The sequence below is a fragment of the Clostridium beijerinckii genome (assembly GCA_003129525.1).
Lineage (GTDB): Bacteria > Bacillota > Clostridia > Clostridiales > Clostridiaceae > Clostridium > Clostridium beijerinckii_D.
In genome coordinates, this window is record CP029329.1 from 2,881,108 (window position 1) to 2,899,803 (window position 18,696).

Sequence of the window (18,696 nt, forward strand, 5' to 3'; positions counted from 1 at the left end):
TAATGGAGGCATAATGTGTAAGTTAACCTATGAGGAGTTAATACTTTTAGATAATTTAGTATACTTAAAATTGAATTTTAAAGAAGGCGAAAAACTTATAGACATTGTAAATAAGATATTAACTAATGAAGACTTAGATAGTATTGGCAGTTGCAATTTAAAAATGACTAAAAGTGAATGGATAAATATACTGGAGCAAATTATAAATAAACCTAATTTAAAAAAACTTATAATTAAAAATGTAGATAATTATAAATATGGAATGAGGTTTGTATGTTTTGCAGATGAGGAAAATAATGCAACAGTAGTTTTTAGAGGAACAACTACAATAAAAGAATGGGATGATAATGGTAAAGGGGCTTATGAATTTGATACTGTAGAGCAAATAGATGCTTTAAATTATATAAATAGCCTTGATTATAATAATATCACTGTAACTGGACATTCAAAGGGCGGAAATAAAGCTCAATATGTAACAGTTTTATCTCCTAAAATAATGAGTTGCATTTCAGTTAATGGACAAGGTTTTTCCAATGAATTTGTAAATAAGTATAAAGAAGAAATAAATATAAATAAATCAAAAATAATAGGTATAAACTCAAAATATGATTATGTTAATTGTTTATTTAACTCAATTGAAGGAAGATGTCATTATATACAAACAGACTTTCAAATTAATCCTTTATATTATCACAAATGTAATATACTTTTAGATGAAAATGGAGTTTTAAAACAGAACACAAATAAAGCAACAATTTCAAAGATAATAAATGATTTTTCGATATCTCTTATATCAGATTTACCAGAAGATATACAAAATTTAATTATTAATGGAATTATAGGGGTGATAGGATCAGTTTTATGCAAAGGAGAAAGCAAAGATAATATTCTAAAAGTTGCAGGTGAATTTTTTATAATGCTCTGCTATGAAGATTGTTTAATCTATAAAGAAATTTTTAACACAAGTTATGTAGTGTTAGAAGCTTTGATTTTACCATTATTATTTTGGGAAGATTTCATAAATATAGAAGAAACTAAGTCTAAAGAGCTTCTTGATAAAGTTATCACTAGAATAAATATATTAGGAAACGGAATGATAAAAAAATTAGAAATTATAGATAGAGATGAAATTAGTTTAATTAAAAGTATTTCAAAGGCAATTACTAAATTAACTTTGAAACTTGAGAATGAAACTTTATAAAAGAAGAACATTGAAATTTTTATATATATATATATGTAAATAAAACTTATAAATGTCACTGAAAGTTCAAATATGGTAGGAAACTAAACTATTAATATTTAAAAATTTATTTAATAAATGTATAATTGCTAATAGAGTTAGTTTTTTGTAAATATATAATAAAAAGTCATCTTGATAATATATTTTGATGACTTTTTTATTTATCTTTTAATTGCTATAATTAAAAGAAACAATGGAAAAGAGATTAGCAAGGAGAATAATAAAAAATGATTAAAAATCTAATAGCCATATCAAGTTTGGCTTTACTGTCCGCATTAATATATTTTGATAATACTTTAATAAAAGTATCAAACTATAAAATTAAAAGTGATAAAATTCCCAAAGGGTTTAATAATTTTAAAATAGTTCATTTATCAGATTTACATAGCTATGGTCTTAAAAATTATAATATTCAATTAATTAAAAAGATTAATAATGAAAATCCCAATATTATTGTTATGACTGGAGATATGGTTAATAAGTATGATACAAATTTTGAAAAATTTTTAAGCTTGTCAGAAACTTTGAGCAAAAAATATGATATATATTATATTTTAGGAAATCATGAAGTAAGATTAAAAAAAGATGATTTAGACCTCATTATACAAAAACTTAAAAAATTTGGAATTAAAGTATTGATTAATGAAAAAATAAATATAATGAGAAAAAAAGACTATATAAATATTTATGGAATGGATATTCCACTTTCATATTATAAAATAATAAATAAACCTTCGAATGTAGAAGAAATAATTACTGGAGTACTTAATCAATGCAGTGAAAAGGAATATAACATTTTATTAGCACATAATCCACTATATTTTGAGGAATACGCAAAGAATAATGTAGACTTAACATTATCAGGGCATGTTCATGGAGGTATGATAAGATTGCCGTTTGTAGGAGCATTACTTTCACCAGAAAGGAAATTCTTTCCTAAATATAGTAGCGGAGTGTATGAAGTGAATAATAAAAAGCTTATTGTAAGTAGAGGTATTGGACATAGCAGACCAGGAGTAAGATTATTTAATAGGCCAGAAATAGTTAGTATAACTTTATTAAATTAAACTAATTAATATGTTTTGTTATATATATATTTTATTTCTATATAAAGAATCAAATCTTTTAACCACGTGTTTTTTATGGCCGTTAAACAATATGTATGGAAAATACTAGTTGTTGTTTAAATACCTATAACTTATAATATAAATAATAAAAAAAAGATAATAATTGTATACATAGAAAGGGGATTATTATATGCCATTTATAGGATCTAAAATAACAGTAAAAATTTCAAAAGAAAAAGAAGAAATAGTAAAGAAAAGATTAGGTGAAGCAATAAAATTAATTCCAGGGAAAAGTGAAACATTTTTAATGATTGGATTTGAAGATGAATATACACTTTACTTAGGAGGGGAAAAGTTAGATAAGGGTGCTTTCATTGAAGTTAAAATATTTGGAAAGGCAAGCAAAGAAGCCTTTTCTGTGTTAACTAAAGAAATTTGTAGTATTTATGAGGAAGAATTGCAAATACCACAAGATAAAATATATGTTAAATATGAGGAAGTTGAAAATTGGGGATGGAATGGAAGTAATTTTTAGATAAAAACTATACTTACGTAAATAATCAATCGAAATGAAGGTTATGCATTTGAGTTCTATGATAAATAAAAAGTCATAGGGCTTCTTTTTACTTTTTAAAAAAATTATATAGTAATAATGTCATATTTTTTAATAATGGGGGCAAAATATATTTACACTCATATTAAAATAAAATTAATTTTTTGAGGAGGTAATTACAAATGGTACATGATAAAGAACATTCAACGAGAGATAATATCGGTGGTAAAAGTATTATGGGTTGGTTAGGAAGGCTAGTATTAACAGCAATAATTTTAGGAATAACATCATTTTTCACACCTGGTTTTAGTATTAATGGATTATGGTCATTTTTATTAGCTGCAATTGTAATAAGTGTATTAGATTATTTAGTAGAATCATTTATGGGAGTTGATGCATCACCTTTTGGAAAGGGGTTAAAAGGATTTGCTATTGCCGCAGTAATAATATATGTAGCACAATTTTTAGTTCCTAATATGAGCGTGTCTATAATAGGTGCATTATTAGCAGCTTTAGCTATTGGAATAGTAGATGCAGTAATGCCTGGTAGGGCAATGTAAGTTTTAGTTTTCAACATTTTAATAAAAAAGGGCGTGTCGCAAAATGATTAATTTTTAATCAGAAGCGACACTTCTTTTCGTTTTAAATTAAAAAATCTCTTAATAATTAAAATTGAATAATAATTATTGAGAGATTTTTATGTTTTAAGCGCACTTTAATAAGCCTACTTAAATTATTCCATAATTAGGCAGATTGTTTTAATTCATGAAGATGTTTTTGAGTTCTTCCGTTTTGGATTTTTGAATGCAATTTGTTAATGTTATAACCAAAACAAAGCAAAATAAATTCAGTTTTTACACTATTTTTTCCACGTGTTAAAAATCTATTGAATTCATAGTCACTTTTTAGAACTCCAAATGCTCCTTCGACCTGAATAGATCTGTTCATTCTTAATTTAGCTCCAATTTCAGTTGTAATATTTCTATAAGATATTTCACGCTTTTCTACAAAAGTTTTCGAAACCTGCATCTTTCTATTTCCTTTTGCTTTTGTACATTTTTCTTTATGAACACAATTATCACAGCTTTCACACTCATAAACAGTAACTTCTGATTTGTATCCACTGGCGGATTTTCTATGAATAATAGAGGTCGGAATCAACTTTCTACCATTATTGCAAACATAAAAATCTGATTCAGCATCATATTGCATATTTTCTCGCTTACTTATATCATTTTTGAAACTTCTTTTTTTCCACTTTTCATAAGTTTGCGGCTTTATGTATGGGGTCTGATTATTGTATTCTAAAAATAAATAATTTTCTTCGCTTTCATAACCCGAATCTGCAATCACATTAAGATATTTACGACCAATTTTTTCTTGCATATTATTAAGCATAGGTATTAGTGTTGCTATGTCATTTCTATCATCAAATATTCCGACACCGGTCACGTATTCGCTTTCAACTGCAATTTGTACATTATATGCTGGCTTTAATTGACCATTTCTCATATGATCATCTTTCATATGCATGAAAGTTGCGTCTGGATCAGTTTTAGAATAACTATTTCTATTTGAGAATATGGTTTTACTGAAATTATATTTTTCTTGTCTCTCTTTATATTCAAATAGTTGCTCTATCCATTTCTGAATTGTAGTTTTTCTCTTACCAATTCCATGAACAAATTCTATGTTTCTCTTCTCTTTTTCATATAAAAGCCATTCGAGAATTTTATCGAGATCATTTATCAATGTTTCTTTTTGAATACTAAATTCTTTCAATTCTTCAAGATTGACATTTTCAACAAGAGTAAGAATTTTATTAAACATTTTCTCTTCATTTTTGTAAATGGCTTTCTTCCAAACAAAAGTATATCGATTGGCATTCGCCTCGATTTTAGTACCATCAATAAATACATTTTCAAATAATACTTCATTTTGATCAGCTAAATAATTAACTTGCTGATAAAATAATTCTTCAATTACTTCATTTGAAAGATAATCTTTTCGAAATCTACTAATTGTAGCATGATCAGGGGCTTTGCATCCTTGAAGCAGCCATCTAAAATTTATATCTCTTTTACATGCTTTTTCTATTTTTCTACTTGAATAAACATTTTGAGAATACGCATACGATATTATTTTGAACATGATTTTGGGTTCCACTGCCGGTTTTCTTCCAACGGAAGAGTACGCCTTATACAACTTTCTGTAATCTAATCCCTCCAATACGTGGCTTAGCAAGCGAACAGAATCATCTTCTGGTATTAAATTTTCCAAATTTAATGGTAATATAAGTTGAAAATTATCATTAAATTCATTATAATCTTTAGTGTATGATTTCTTTATTTTGTACATAACTTAATTATACAATAAATGTGATTTCTTCGGAATTCACATTTTTTTATTTCTTAAAAAAAATGAGCTGCTACAAAACTAACTATGTTAGTTTTGCAACAGCCCCTAAAATTTTAATATTTAATTTGAAATTAAATCTTTATTCATGTAATTCTAAGGGTAATCCATCTGGGTCATTGAAGAAAGTGAATTTTTTATTTGTGTATTCATCTATTCGAATTGGTTCTGTTGCAATTCCTTTTGAATTTAATTCATAGATAACCTCTTCAATATTATTAACGCAAAAGGCAAGATGTCTTAATCCACATGCTTCAGGTCTAGTAAGTCTTTTTGGCGGTTCAAGCATTGAGAAAAGTTCTATTTCACTGTTACCTATTCTTAAATCTAATTTATAGGAATTTCTTTCTTTTCTATAGTTTTCCCGTATAATTTCAAATCCTAATATGTTTACATAAAAATTTTTAGATATCTCATAATCAGAAACTATAATGGCAATATGGTGTATTGAATTTAATTTCATAAAATTCTCCTTTGCATAAGACATATTCAAATTTTTTAATATGCCAAATAAAAATAATAATATAATAAGTATACTTTCAGAATTCAAAAAAAACAATTGCATTAAAATTAAACAAATAAATGTACAAATAAAAACAAATACTATTAATTAGTGTATAAAATATATGGTATAATTCTGTATTAGTAATTATAATTTAGTGTAAACAAAAGCAAAGCTATTAAAAGTTTAATTTTATATAGTAATTTACCAATAGGAGAAAGATATGAATAAGTTGTTAAAAATAGGTATAGACATTGGTTCGACAACTATCAAAATGGTTGTTATAAGTGGACATGAAAACGTAATATATAAAACATATAGAAGGCATTTATCAGATATAAGAAATGCTTTAAGGGGATGTCTAGAAGATGCAAAAGAACTTATAGAAGACAGTAAGTTAACATTTTCAATATCAGGTTCAGGTGGAATGAGTTTAGCTGAAAAGTTAAATGTTGAGTTTGTACAAGAAGTTATAGCAAGCACTAAGGCTATACAAAAGCATAATCCAGATACTGATGTGGTTATAGAATTAGGTGGAGAAGATGCAAAGATTACTTATTTAAATGGTGGCGTTGAACAAAGAATGAATGGGACATGTGCTGGGGGAACTGGTGCTTTTATAGACCAAATGGCATCACTTTTGAATATGGATGCTAGTGGCTTAAATGAAATAGCAAAAGAATGTAATAATATTTACCCAATAGCAGCTAGATGTGGAGTTTTTGCTAAGACAGATGTACAACCTTTAATTAATGAAGGTGCTAGAAAAGCAGATATAGCAATGTCTATATTTCATGCAGTTGTAGTACAAACTATAAGTGTGTTAGCATGTGGAAGACCAATATTAGGCAAGGTAGCATTCTTAGGAGGACCATTAACATTTCTTTCAGAACTTAGAAAAAGATTTATAGAAGTACTTGAATTAAAGGATGAGGAAGTTATTTTCCCTGACGATTCAGAACTTTATGTTGCCTTAGGTGCAGCTTTAAGCTGTGATACTAAAAACAACACAAATTATGATGAGATTTTAAGAAAATTAGAAGAAGTAAAATCATCAGAAGAAGAAATGGCTCATAGCTTAGAACCACTTTTTAAAGATCAACAGGAGTATGATGAGTTTAAGAATAGACATGATAAAAGTGTTGTTAAAGAATTAAGTATTGAAAAGGCTAAGGGGAATTGCTTTTTAGGAATTGATGCAGGGTCTACAACAACTAAAGCTACTCTTATAAATGAAGATGGAGAAATTATTTATTCATATTATGCTAGTAATAAAGGAAATCCTGTAAATACTGCAGTTAGAATTTTAAAAGAAATTTATGAAAAGTTGCCGAAAGATGCTAAAATAATAAATTCTGGCGTAACTGGATATGGAGAAGCTTTATTAAAAGAAGCTTTTGGAATTGATATAGGAGAAATAGAAACAGTTGCTCATTATAAAGCTGCAAAATTCTTTTGCAATGATGTTGATTTTATATTAGATATAGGTGGACAAGATATGAAATGCTTAAGGATAGAAGATGGAACTATTCAAAGTATAACACTAAATGAAGCTTGTTCAGCAGGTTGTGGATCATTCTTGCAAGCTTTTGCAGAATCTTTAAAACTTGACATAAAGGATTTTTCAAAGAAGGCTATATTTTCAAAATCACCAGTAGACCTTGGCTCAAAATGTACTGTATTTATGAATTCAAAGGTAAAACAAGCTCAAAAGGAAGGTTTTACAGTAGAGGACATAGCAGCAGGACTTGCGTATTCTGTTGTTAAAAATACATTATATAAAGTAATTAAGCTTAGAAATCCAGATGAGCTTGGTAATAATATAGTTGTTCAAGGGGGAACTTTCTACAATGAAGCGGTACTTAGAAGTTTTGAACTATTATCAAAACGTCAGGTTATAAGACCAAATATATCAGGGCTTATGGGAGCTTTTGGTGTTGCACTTTTAGCTAAAGAAAGGCATACAGAAGCATATGAAACAACTTTAGTACATAAGGAAAATGTAGAGAAAATAGAAATGAAGTCTACTGCAGTTAGATGTGGTAAATGTTCAAATAATTGTTTATTGACAGTTAATAAATTTCATAACGGAAACAGATTCATTGCAGGTAATAAATGTGACGAACCACTAGGGATGGATAAGAACAAAAAGTATATACCAAATATTTATGAATATAAGTACAAAAGATTATTTGGTTATAAACCTTTAGAAGAACATGAAGCTAAACGTGGAGTAATAGGTATACCAAGGGTATTAAATATATATGAAAATTATCCTTTATGGTTTACATTCTTTACAGAACTTGGATTTAGAGTAGAATTATCTCCCGAGTCTTCTAAGAAAATTTATGAAAAAGGTTTAACATCAATAATATCAGAAACGGCATGTTATCCAGCTAAATTAGTTCATGGTCATGTAGAAGATTTAATAGAAAAAGGAATTAAAAATATATTTTACCCATGTATACTTCATGAAACAAAAGAATTTGAAAACGTAACAAATACATTTAATTGCCCCGTAGTTACATCCTATTCAGAGGTTATAAAAAATAATCTAGAATCTATAGAATTGAATAATGTTAACTTTATGAATCCTTTTTTACCCATAGCTAATAAATCAAAACTTAAAAAAAGATTAAAAGAAGCATTAAAGAGCTTCAGTATTTCTCAAAGAGAAATTAATAATTGTTTAGATAAGGCATGGATAGCTCAAGAAGAATTTAAAAAAGACATTAGAAATAAAGGAATAGAAACTTTAGATTACATAAAGGTAAATAATATTAAGGGAATAGTACTTGCAGGAAGACCATATCACATAGATCCAGCAATAAATCATGGTATGCCAAAGCTTATTAATAGTTTAGGTATGGCAGTTTTTACAGAGGATTCTATAGCTCATTTAGGGGATTTAAAAGAAGAGCTTAATATAGTTGACCAATGGGCATATCATTCGAGATTATATAGGGCTTCTAATTACATATTAGATAGAGATGATATGGAGCTAGTACAACTTACATCCTTTGGTTGCGGATTAGATTCATTAACTACAGATGTTGTGTCAGAGATATTACATAGTGGTTCTAAAATATATACTAATATTAAAATTGATGAAGGAAGTAATTTAGGTGCTGCGAGAATAAGATTAAGATCTTTAAAAGCTGCAATAGGTGAAAGAGAAAATAATAATTTTGTAAGAGTTAGAAAAGAACTTGAGCTAAATAATAATTCTGTTAATACTAGCAAAAAAGGAACTATTATAGTACCACAGTTTTCGCCAATACATTTTGAAATATTAGAAGCAGCATTTAATCAAAGTGGATATAATTTGGTTGTTCTTAAAGATGATAATAATGCTATTGAAGAAGGTTTAAAATATATTAATAATGATATTTGTTATCCAGCAATAGTTGTTATAGGTCAACTTATAGATGCATTAAAATCTGGGAAATATGATTTAGATAATACGAGAGTGTTATTAGCTCAATCCGAAGGACAATGTAGATATACCAATTATGTTAAGGTATTGGAAAAAGGATTAATGGAAGCAGGGTTTAAAAATATACCTGTTTTTACTCTAAGTCTTGCAGGGCAAAAGAAGGACAGTGGCTTAGAAGGAATAAACCTTGAGTTAGTAAAAAAATCTATAATCGGAGTTATTTATGGAGATTTATTAAGTAAAGTTCTTCATAGAGTTAGACCTTATGAAAAAGTAAAGGGAAGTGCAAATGAACTTTACGAAAAATGGTTAGAAATCTGTAAGGAGTTCTTTAATGAACCAAATAAGAATAAAATTAAGAATAAATTTAAGAATATAATTAATGATATAGTTAATGAATTTGAAAATTTGCCAAGAATTGATGTAGATAAGCCTAAAGTAGGTTTAGTTGGAGAATTATTAGTTAAGTTTAATCCAATTGCAAATAATCATATAGTGAAAATGCTTGAAGATGAAGGCGTTGAAGTTGTACATAATGATTTTTTATCATTATTCTTAGCTAGTGCTAAAAATCAAATATTTAATCACAAACATTTAGATGGCACATACATAAACAAAATAAAAGGACAATTAACAATTAGTATTATTGAAAAATATCAAAAAGTATATTTAGATGCACTTAAAAGCAGTGAAATATTTTATGTTAGTGAAAAAATTGATGAATTAGCTCATAATGCAAGTGAAATTTTATCTCTTGGAAATCAATCGGGAGAAGGGTGGAAACTACCTGGAGAAATCATAGAACTATCTAACTGGGGTGTTAATAATGTGGTTTGTATGCAGCCTTTTGGATGTTTACCAGCTCATGCAGTAGCAAGAGGGACAATTAAGGCTTTGAAGAAACAAAATAAAAAATTAAACATAGTGACAATAGAATATGATCCAGGATCAAGTGAAGTAAATCAAAATAATAGAATTAAACTTATGCTTGCAAGTGCTTTTAATAAAATATAATAGATAGTGTAAAGTGAGCTATAAAAAATATAATATAGGGAGGAAAGAATATGAAATTAGGAATTATGGGAGCTGGAATGATTGTGAAGGATTTCTTAACAATCACTCCACATTTAAAAGATTTAGACTTAGTAGCCATTTGTGGTACAAAAAATGGTGAAAAGGTAATGAATGAGTTTAAGAGTAAATATAATATTAAGAATATTTTCTATAACTATGATGAATTATTAAATTGTGATTTAGATGCTATCTATATTGCATTGCCTAATAATTTGCATTTTGAGTTTGCAAAAAAGGCATTAGAAGCAAATAAAAATGTTATTATTGAAAAACCAATTACATCAACATATAAAGAAGCATTAATCTTAAGTGATCTAGCTAAACAAAAACAGTTATTTATATTTGAAGCAATTACTAATCAATATCTTCCTAATTATAAAAAAATTAAAGAGCTACTTCCTAGTTTAGGGAATATTAAAATTGTTCAGTGTAACTATTCTCAATATTCTAGCAGATATGATAGATTTAAAGAAGGGGATGTCTTACCTGCCTTTGATCCTAAATTTTCAGGTGGTGCATTAATGGATTTGAATATTTATAATATCCATTATGTAGTGGGTTTGTTTGGGAAACCTAAAAATATTGAATATTATCCTAATATTGAGAGAGGGATAGATACATCTGGAATATTATTATTAGATTATGGCACATTTAAATGTATTTGTATTGGTGCAAAAGACTGCAAGGCACCTATTGCAAATAATATTCAAGGAGATGAAGGATGCATATACCAAGATACTCCAGCCAATGTTTGCGAAAGATTTGAATTATTAATGAATGATGACACAAGTTCTTTAATGAATGAAAATAATTATGATCATCGTATGGTTAATGAATTTATTGAATTTGCAGATATGATTAAAAATAATAATATAGAAAAATGTTATCAAATGTTAGAACATAGCTTAATAGTTAGCGAAATTCAAACAGTTGCAAGAAATAAAAGTGGAATAATATTCCCGGCAGACATTGATATAAAATAAATTTTAAAATGCTATTTAGTATTAAAAGAACAGTAGATAGTTTTATTTTTACAAAAACTATTTACTGTTCTTTATTTGCTAGTTATTATCCGTACTAGTTTTATTTTGTAACTTATCAAATCTATTCATAACTTCAGTAATTGTATCTTTGAAGATTTGTGGTAAGTCACTGCTGGTTGCATTCTTAAACTCTAATCCGGCTTGTGCGAAACCTTTTTCTACTGCAGTTCTCATTTGTTGCAACTTATCTTGATCATCTCCAGCTATAGCTGTTGCCATAGTCATAATACGATCTGCAACTGCATTTACAGAATATACACCATCTTCAGCTATTGCTTTTTGTGCACCTTCAACAGATGGACAAATAATCCATAAATATAGTATGCTAATAGAAAATATGAAATACAGTTTAAATTATACTTAAGGAGTGAAATTTATGAAGTACGATTTCGAAACGCTAGTATATAGAAAAAATATAGGAGCAAGTAAATGGAACCTAATGTCGAAAGTTAATCCTCATGTTAAAGATAATATAGTACCATTTTCTGTGGCTGATATGGAGTTTAAAAATCCACCGCAAATTGTAGACGGTTTAAAAAAATATATTGATTTAAGCATTTTGGGATATACTGAATCTACAGAAGAATATTATAAAGCTGTATGTAATTGGATGGAAAGAAAACACGATTGGAAAATAAGAAAAGAGTGGATTGCAGAATTTTCAGGTGTAGTACCAGCATTGTATACAATTATTAGAGCCCTTACAAAAGAAGAAGATAACGTGCTTATTATGACTCCAGTATATTATCCATTTTATAAGGCAATTACAACTAATAACAGAAAAGTTATAAATACTGAATTGGTTCTTTGCAAAGATCATTATGAAATTAATTTTGAGGATTTCGAAGAAAAAGCAAAATTAGAAAAGACAAAATTACTGATTTTGTGTAATCCTCATAACCCTGTTGGTCGTGTCTGGAGTGAAGAAGAATTAAAAAGAATAGGTGAAATATGTTTAGAAAATAATGTTATTGTAGTATCTGATGAAATTCATTTTGATTTAATAATGCCAGGATTTAAACACACAGTATTTGCAAATATTTGTGAAGAATTTGCAAATAATTCGGTTATTTGTACTGCACCAAGTAAAACATTTAACTTGGCAGGCCTTCAAACTTCTAACATTATAATTCCAAATAAAAAAATCAGAAATAAAATTATAAGTGAACGAAGAGCTGCAATTGGAAATTCTGGTTTAAATATATTTGGTTATAAAGCTTGTGAAATTGCTTATAATGAATGTGAAGATTGGCTTGATGAACTTATAAAAGTATTAGCTGTAAATAAAAAACTTGTAGAAGATTTTATGAAAAAAAATATCCCTGAAATTAAAGTGATAGATTTAGAAGGAACATATCTTCAATGGTTAGATTTTAGAAGTTTAGAAAAAGATCATAAAGCATTAGAAAAATTTATGCAGATAGAAGCACAATTTTTCTTGGACGAGGGATATATATTTGGAGATGAAGGGAAAGGCTTTGAAAGAATTAATTTAGCATGTCCAACTAGAGTTTTAAAGGAAGCGTTAGAGAGATTACTTGAAGCTGTAATGAGATGCTATAGATAACAAGGATAAAATGTCAATATCTAATTGAAAATCACTTAACCCTCAGTGTTTCAAAGTTTTGATAGTTTACAAATTTATAATTTACTATACAGAGATACATAGGTAAATATTTGTAGGAATAATGCCATGTGAGCGTAGGGAGAGTGAATTATTTCACTTATAAGTTAATGTATAAAGAGAAGAAACACAAAATATTATTATGACGTGTGTGATTTTTTGCATAACATGTTATGGTAAGTGTTACCAAAAACAATAATCCAATGAGCAATAGTAATTAAAGACAAAGTAAATAAAGTATAATTAAAATAAAACACAAAGGAGATAGAGGCATGACAGAATTCTGGGAATCAAGTTTTATAGAAAATCAAATGATGTGGGGATTTAAACCTTCAGATTCAGCAATCTTGATAAAGGACTTTTTCATTGGAAAGAAAGTTAAGGATATATTGATACCTGGTATTGGATATGGTAGAAACGCAAAGGTTTTTATTGACAATGGAATGAATGTAACAGGTATTGAGATTTCGGAAACAGCAATTGATTTGGCAAAGAAAAATGAGCTTAATATTAATATTTTTCATGGTTCAGTAACTGATATGCCTTTTGACAACAAACTTTATGACGGTATATTTTGTTATGCCCTTATTCACTTATTGAATAAACATGATAGAGATAAGTTTATTAAAGATTGCTATAATCAGTTAAAGCCAAACGGATATATGATTTTTATTACTATTTCAAAAGAAGCCCCAATGTTTGGAAAGGGCAAACAATTGGATAAAGACTATTTCGAGATAATGGAAGGGCTAAAAATGTTTTTTTATGATTCTGACTCTATAAAACAAGAATTTGAAGAATATGGACTTATGGAATTTTCGGAAGTTGTTGAGCCACATAAGAATGCGGAAAATAAACCTCCATTTAAATTTATAATGGTAAAATGTCAGAAAAAACTATAATTACTATTACATAAAAAATAGTAAGCTATTATTTGATATGTAAATGGGAGCGATATTATGGATGCTGTTGAATACTATTTAATAATATCAGTAATAATATCTGGTATTGTTTACTCTATAGTTAAGATTTCTGAGTTTGTTTTAAAGAAAAATATAATGAAATATGTGATCTTATTATTTCTAATTATTTCAGTTACGCTTTATGGTTTTATTTATTTATCAAATTATGATGGATGTGGGGGATTTATTTTTATATTTATTTTTTTAATAGATTTATTATTAATAATTTTGAGTTTAATCGAAAAGTTATATAAAAAGTTTAAAGTATAATTGATTATAAATTAACTTCACAATATTCGTATATTACAACTTACAGGGATTTTATTAAAAGGAGAAATTTGTTATGAAAATTGAATTAAGCATAAAAAGAATACTAACCTTATTAAAAACAGTTAAAGGTATTGAAGCCGTTGTACTTGGAGGCTCAAGAGCGAAAGGTAATTATTCGGCAAAATCGGATATAGATATTGGCATATATTATAGTGATAGTTCTAAATTAGATTTAGAAGGATTAAATCGAGTGGCCACCCAATTAGATGATACACACCGCTCTGATCTTATAACGAAGATTGGAGAATGGGGGCCATGGATAAATGGTGGAGGATGGCTGTGTATAGATGGATTAGCAACAGATTTTTTATTGAGGGATTTAAATAAAGTATCAACTGTTATAGATGAGTGTTTAAATAATATAATAACAATTGATTATCAACCTGGTCATCCTCATGGATTTGTAAATACCATTTATGTAGCAGAGACCTATTACTGTAAAATACTTTGGAATAGCAATAATAATTTAGTAAATCTTAAAGATAAAATTACTCCTTACCCTTTATCTATAAAAACCGGTATTGTAAATAAGTTTTTATGGGAAGCAGGTTTTTCTATTACACTTGCATACAAAGGGCTGTTGAAAGATGATATTGTGTATACTACTGGATGTATTTATCGTGTTATATCTTGTCTTACTCAGGTTATATATGCTTTGAATGAAATTTATATTATGAATGAAAAAGGTTCTTTGGCTAATATAGATGAATTCAGAATTATACCACAAGATTTTAAGAAAAAAGTAGAAAATATATTCTATTCATTAACAACGAATACTGAAAATATGAAAAATCTTGTAGATGAATTATCAAGTATTGTTAAAGATGTAGAGAGTTTATGTAATAAACATATATAACTTTTAATATATAATATTGCAATATTGATGTTGCGTGATTTCTGATATTGATAATTATAGTTAGATAATCCTAACCATAATTTTTTAAGATATATTTCAACACAATATTAAAACATAGCCTTAAAAGAAAAAGATAGTAAAAACTATTATTGACAAAATTTATGTTGTAATATATTATTTAAGAGAATTAAAATTTTATAAATTATAAGCAATGATAAAGAGGAGTAAAAATTCTAGGCATTAAAGGAAACTCGGAAAGTAAAGCTGAGGAGTACAGTTCTTTTAAATAAATCATGGATTTATAAGGAACTAGCAAGAGAGAGGGAGAAGCTGAAAACCCTTATGCTGAAGGTTTTGAAGGTAGCTTTTGAGCTTCTTTAGTGAAATTAATAGTAGCTAAAGACGGTTTGTCTAAATCGTTATTTGAATTAAGAGTTTATTCAATCAATATATTTTATTGATTGTGTAGAAATAAAGGTGGTACCGCGAGTCTTCGTCCTTTTTGTGACGAAGGCTCTTTTTGGTATTGAGAATCCAAATTTTACATTTGGTTATTCGAAAGCCCCCAGCGAACGTATGTGAGTCGGGCTTCCTTTAGTTAACAGTTGTCAATTAACAGTTAACAATTAAGGATGAAACTCTTTCAGAGTTTCTAAATTTAAGTAATAAAAATTAAAAATCAATATTTAAAACTATAATTAAATAAATTTCAGTAACTAGTTAATATTCTCTAAATGCAAGATTTAACAATAATAATTGAAATATTAAATTTTAACTATTAATTGTTATCTGTTAACTGTTAACTGAATAAAGTTGGAGGAATGAAAATGTCAGAAATTAAAAACATATCAACTACATATGATCCAAAAGAATTTGAGGATAGAATTTATAAAACTTGGGAAGAAAAAGGTTATTTTACGCCAGTAATTGATAAGAAGAAAAAACCTTATACAATAATCATGCCACCACCTAACATAACTGGTGAGCTTCACTTAGGTCATGCATTTGATGATACTCTTCAAGATATGCTTATTAGATTTAAGAGAATGCAAGGATATTGTACATTATGGTTACCAGGAGAAGACCATGCATCTATTGCAACAGAAGTTAAAGTTGCAAATGAACTTGCAAAACAAGGTTTAGATAAAAAAGAAATGGGTAGAGAAGCATTCCTTGAAAAAGTTTGGGAATGGAGTGATGAATACAGAGCAAGAATAAGAAATCAAGTTAAGAAACTTGGGGTATCAGCTGACTTTACAAGAGAGGCTTTTACAATGGATGAAAATCTTAGTGCTGCTGTAAAACACGTATTTGTTAAACTTTATAATGAAGGCTTAATTTATCAAGGAAACAGAATAACTAACTGGTGTACTCATTGTCAAACTGCATTGTCTGATGCAGAAATTGAATATGAAGAACAAGCAGGTCATTTCTGGCATATAAACTATCCGCTAACTGATGGAAGTGGAGTTATTGAAATTGCTACAACTAGACCAGAAACGTTACTTGGAGATAGTGGTGTTGCTGTTAATCCTAATGATGAAAGATATAAACATCTTATTGGAAAAACTGTAATGTTACCATTAGTAAATAGAGAAATTCCTATAGTTGCAGATGATTATGTTGATTTAGAATTTGGAACAGGCGCTGTTAAAATGACTCCAGCTCATGATCCAAATGACTTTGAAGTTGGAAAAAGACATAACTTAGAAATTATCAGAGTTATGGACGATAAGGGAATTATTAATCACTTTGGTGGAAAGTATCAAGGATTAGATAGATATGAAGCTAGAAAATTAATAGTTAAAGATCTAGAAGAATTAGGACTATTAGTTAAAATAAAAGATCACGCTCATAATGTTGGAACTCATGACAGATGTGGTACTACAGTAGAACCAATAATATCAAAGCAATGGTATGTTAAAATGGATACTTTAGCAAAACCAGCTATAGAAGTTGTTAAGAATGGAAAAACTAAGTTCGTTCCAGAAAGATTTGAAAAGACATATTTCAATTGGATGGAAAACATTCAAGATTGGTGTATCTCAAGACAATTATGGTGGGGGCATAGAATACCAGTTTTCTATTGTGAAGATTGTGGAGAAATGATGGTATTAGAAGAAACACCAAAGACTTGTACTAAATGTGGATCAAGTAATATCAAGCAAGACAATGATGTATTAGATACATGGTTCTCATCAGCATTATGGCCTTTCTCAACACTAGGTTGGCCAAACAAAACAGAAGATTTAGAATATTTCTACCCAACAAGTACATTAGTTACTGGACATGATATTATATTCTTCTGGGTTGCAAGAATGATATTCTCAGGACTTCATAATATGGGAGAAACTCCATTTGATACTGTATTAATTCATGGTCTTATAAGAGATTCCCAAGGTAGAAAAATGAGTAAATCTTTAGGTAATGGTGTTAACCCATTAGAAGTTATAGACACTTATGGTGCTGATGCTTTAAGGTTTATGATAGCTACTGGTAATGCCCCTGGAAATGATATGAGGTATTATCCAGAAAGAGTTGAATCTTCAAGAAACTTTGCTAATAAGATTTGGAATGCTTCAAGATTTGTTATGATGAATCTTGATAAAGAAATTATGAATAAGTACAAAGATAGCAAAGAATATTCATTGGCTGATAAATGGATTTTATCAAAAATGAATACAGTAGTTAAAGAAGTTACTGAAAACATGGATAAGTTTGAACTTGGAATTGCTATGCAAAAAGTTAATGATTTTATGTGGAATGATTTCTGTGACTGGTATATAGAACTTGTTAAACCAGTATTTTATGGTGAGGATGAAAAAGCTAAGGGTATAGTTTATAATGTATTAAATACTGTATTAGTTACAGGATTAAAATTATTACACCCAGCTATGCCATTTATAACAGAAGAAATATTCACTCACTTAAGTGATGAAGAAACAATAACAACTTCAGCTTGGCCAGAATTTGATGAAGCGTTAGTAAGTCTAGACGCAGAAAGCGATATGGCATATGTAATTGAAGCAATAAAAGGATTAAGAAATGTAAGAGCTGAAATGAATGTGCCACCATCAAGAAAAGCTAAAGTAATTTGCTATATTGCAGAAGATGCTAAAAAAGCATTTAATGCAGGATCTGCATATATTGAAAAATTAGCTTCAGCTTCAGAAGTTGAATTTATAGCTGATAAAGTTAATGTTCCTGATAATGCTGTTTCTTTAGTTGTTAAGGGTGGAGAATTATTTATGCCATTACTTGATCTAGTAGATAAAGAAAAGGAACTAGATAGATTAAATAAAGAAATGAAGAAATTAGAAGGCGAAATTGATAGAATAGATAAAAAACTTGGAAATCAAGGATTTGTAGCTAAAGCACCAGCAGCAGTTATAGATGCAGAAAAAGAAAAAAGAGTAAAATATGTAGAAATGCTTGAAGCTGTTAAAGTTAGAATTGATGCTTTAAATTAAGAATATATTTTAAAGCAATGTTGATACTATGATATTTTTTACGGAAATTTGAAGATAAATGAGGACAGTAGATAATTTTGTATAAATGCAAAACTATCTACTGTTTTTCTTTTGTTTTGAGCTA

At 28.1% G+C, this 18,696-nt stretch carries 13 protein-coding genes and 1 pseudogene; 11 read left to right on the forward strand and 3 right to left on the reverse strand.

Annotated elements, in window-relative coordinates; genetic code table 11:
- Positions 1-13 precede the first annotated feature (13 nt).
- From DIC82_12745 to DIC82_12760, 4 genes are all read left to right on the forward strand, one after another.
- Complete coding sequence (locus DIC82_12745) at positions 14-1,201, forward strand: hypothetical protein (protein ID AWK51831.1); 1,188 nt, start codon at positions 14-16, stop codon at positions 1,199-1,201.
- A gap of 266 nt (positions 1,202-1,467) precedes the next feature.
- Positions 1,468-2,307, forward strand: coding sequence for a metallophosphoesterase (locus DIC82_12750; protein AWK51832.1), 840 nt, complete (start codon positions 1,468-1,470; stop codon positions 2,305-2,307).
- Positions 2,308-2,497: 190 nt separating this feature from the next.
- The gene (locus DIC82_12755) at positions 2,498-2,842 is read left to right on the forward strand and encodes a hypothetical protein (GenBank protein ID AWK51833.1); all 345 of its coding nucleotides are present in this window, start codon (positions 2,498-2,500) and stop codon (positions 2,840-2,842) included.
- 200 nt (positions 2,843-3,042) lie between these two features.
- The gene (locus DIC82_12760; GenBank protein ID AWK51834.1) at positions 3,043-3,420 is read left to right on the forward strand and encodes a hypothetical protein; all 378 of its coding nucleotides are present in this window, start codon (positions 3,043-3,045) and stop codon (positions 3,418-3,420) included.
- 184 nt (positions 3,421-3,604) lie between these two features.
- Here DIC82_12760 and DIC82_12765 read toward each other — a convergent pair whose 3' ends face one another.
- On the reverse strand, positions 3,605-5,218 hold the full coding sequence (locus DIC82_12765) for an IS1182 family transposase (protein ID AWK51835.1): 1,614 nt from the start codon (positions 5,216-5,218) through the stop codon (positions 3,605-3,607).
- 139 nt (positions 5,219-5,357) lie between these two features.
- Positions 5,358-5,738 carry a VOC family protein gene (locus DIC82_12770; protein ID AWK51836.1) on the reverse strand — a complete coding sequence of 127 codons (381 nt, stop codon included), beginning with the start codon at positions 5,736-5,738 and terminating at the stop codon, positions 5,358-5,360.
- 262 nt (positions 5,739-6,000) lie between these two features.
- Here DIC82_12770 and DIC82_12775 point away from each other — a divergent pair, with 262 nt between their 5' ends.
- Both DIC82_12775 and DIC82_12780 read left to right on the forward strand, forming a co-directional pair.
- Complete coding sequence (locus DIC82_12775) at positions 6,001-10,227, forward strand: 2-hydroxyglutaryl-CoA dehydratase (protein AWK51837.1); 4,227 nt, start codon at positions 6,001-6,003, stop codon at positions 10,225-10,227.
- A gap of 50 nt (positions 10,228-10,277) precedes the next feature.
- Complete coding sequence (locus DIC82_12780) at positions 10,278-11,270, forward strand: NAD(P)-dependent oxidoreductase (GenBank protein AWK51838.1); 993 nt, start codon at positions 10,278-10,280, stop codon at positions 11,268-11,270.
- Between the two features lie 78 nt (positions 11,271-11,348).
- On the opposite strand, the pseudogene DIC82_12785 reads toward DIC82_12780, so the two are convergent.
- Positions 11,349-11,615: pseudogene (locus DIC82_12785) on the reverse strand (hypothetical protein).
- Between the two features lie 91 nt (positions 11,616-11,706).
- On the opposite strand from DIC82_12785, the gene DIC82_12790 reads away from it, so the two are divergent.
- From DIC82_12790 to DIC82_12810, 5 genes are all read left to right on the forward strand, one after another.
- Positions 11,707-12,897 (forward strand): pyridoxal phosphate-dependent aminotransferase, encoded by a 1,191-nt coding sequence (locus tag DIC82_12790; GenBank protein ID AWK51839.1) that lies wholly within the window; start codon positions 11,707-11,709, stop codon positions 12,895-12,897.
- Between the two features lie 329 nt (positions 12,898-13,226).
- Positions 13,227-13,856, forward strand: a complete 630-nt coding sequence (locus DIC82_12795; GenBank protein AWK51840.1) for an SAM-dependent methyltransferase — start codon at positions 13,227-13,229, stop codon at positions 13,854-13,856.
- Between the two features lie 57 nt (positions 13,857-13,913).
- Complete coding sequence (locus DIC82_12800; GenBank protein ID AWK51841.1) at positions 13,914-14,186, forward strand: hypothetical protein; 273 nt, start codon at positions 13,914-13,916, stop codon at positions 14,184-14,186.
- A gap of 73 nt (positions 14,187-14,259) precedes the next feature.
- Positions 14,260-15,102, forward strand: coding sequence for a DNA polymerase subunit beta (locus DIC82_12805; GenBank protein ID AWK51842.1), 843 nt, complete (start codon positions 14,260-14,262; stop codon positions 15,100-15,102).
- Positions 15,103-15,929: 827 nt separating this feature from the next.
- A complete protein-coding gene (locus DIC82_12810; GenBank protein ID AWK51843.1) occupies positions 15,930-18,572 on the forward strand; it encodes a valine--tRNA ligase in 2,643 nt (880 codons plus the stop codon).
- Positions 18,573-18,696: the final 124 nt, after the last annotated feature.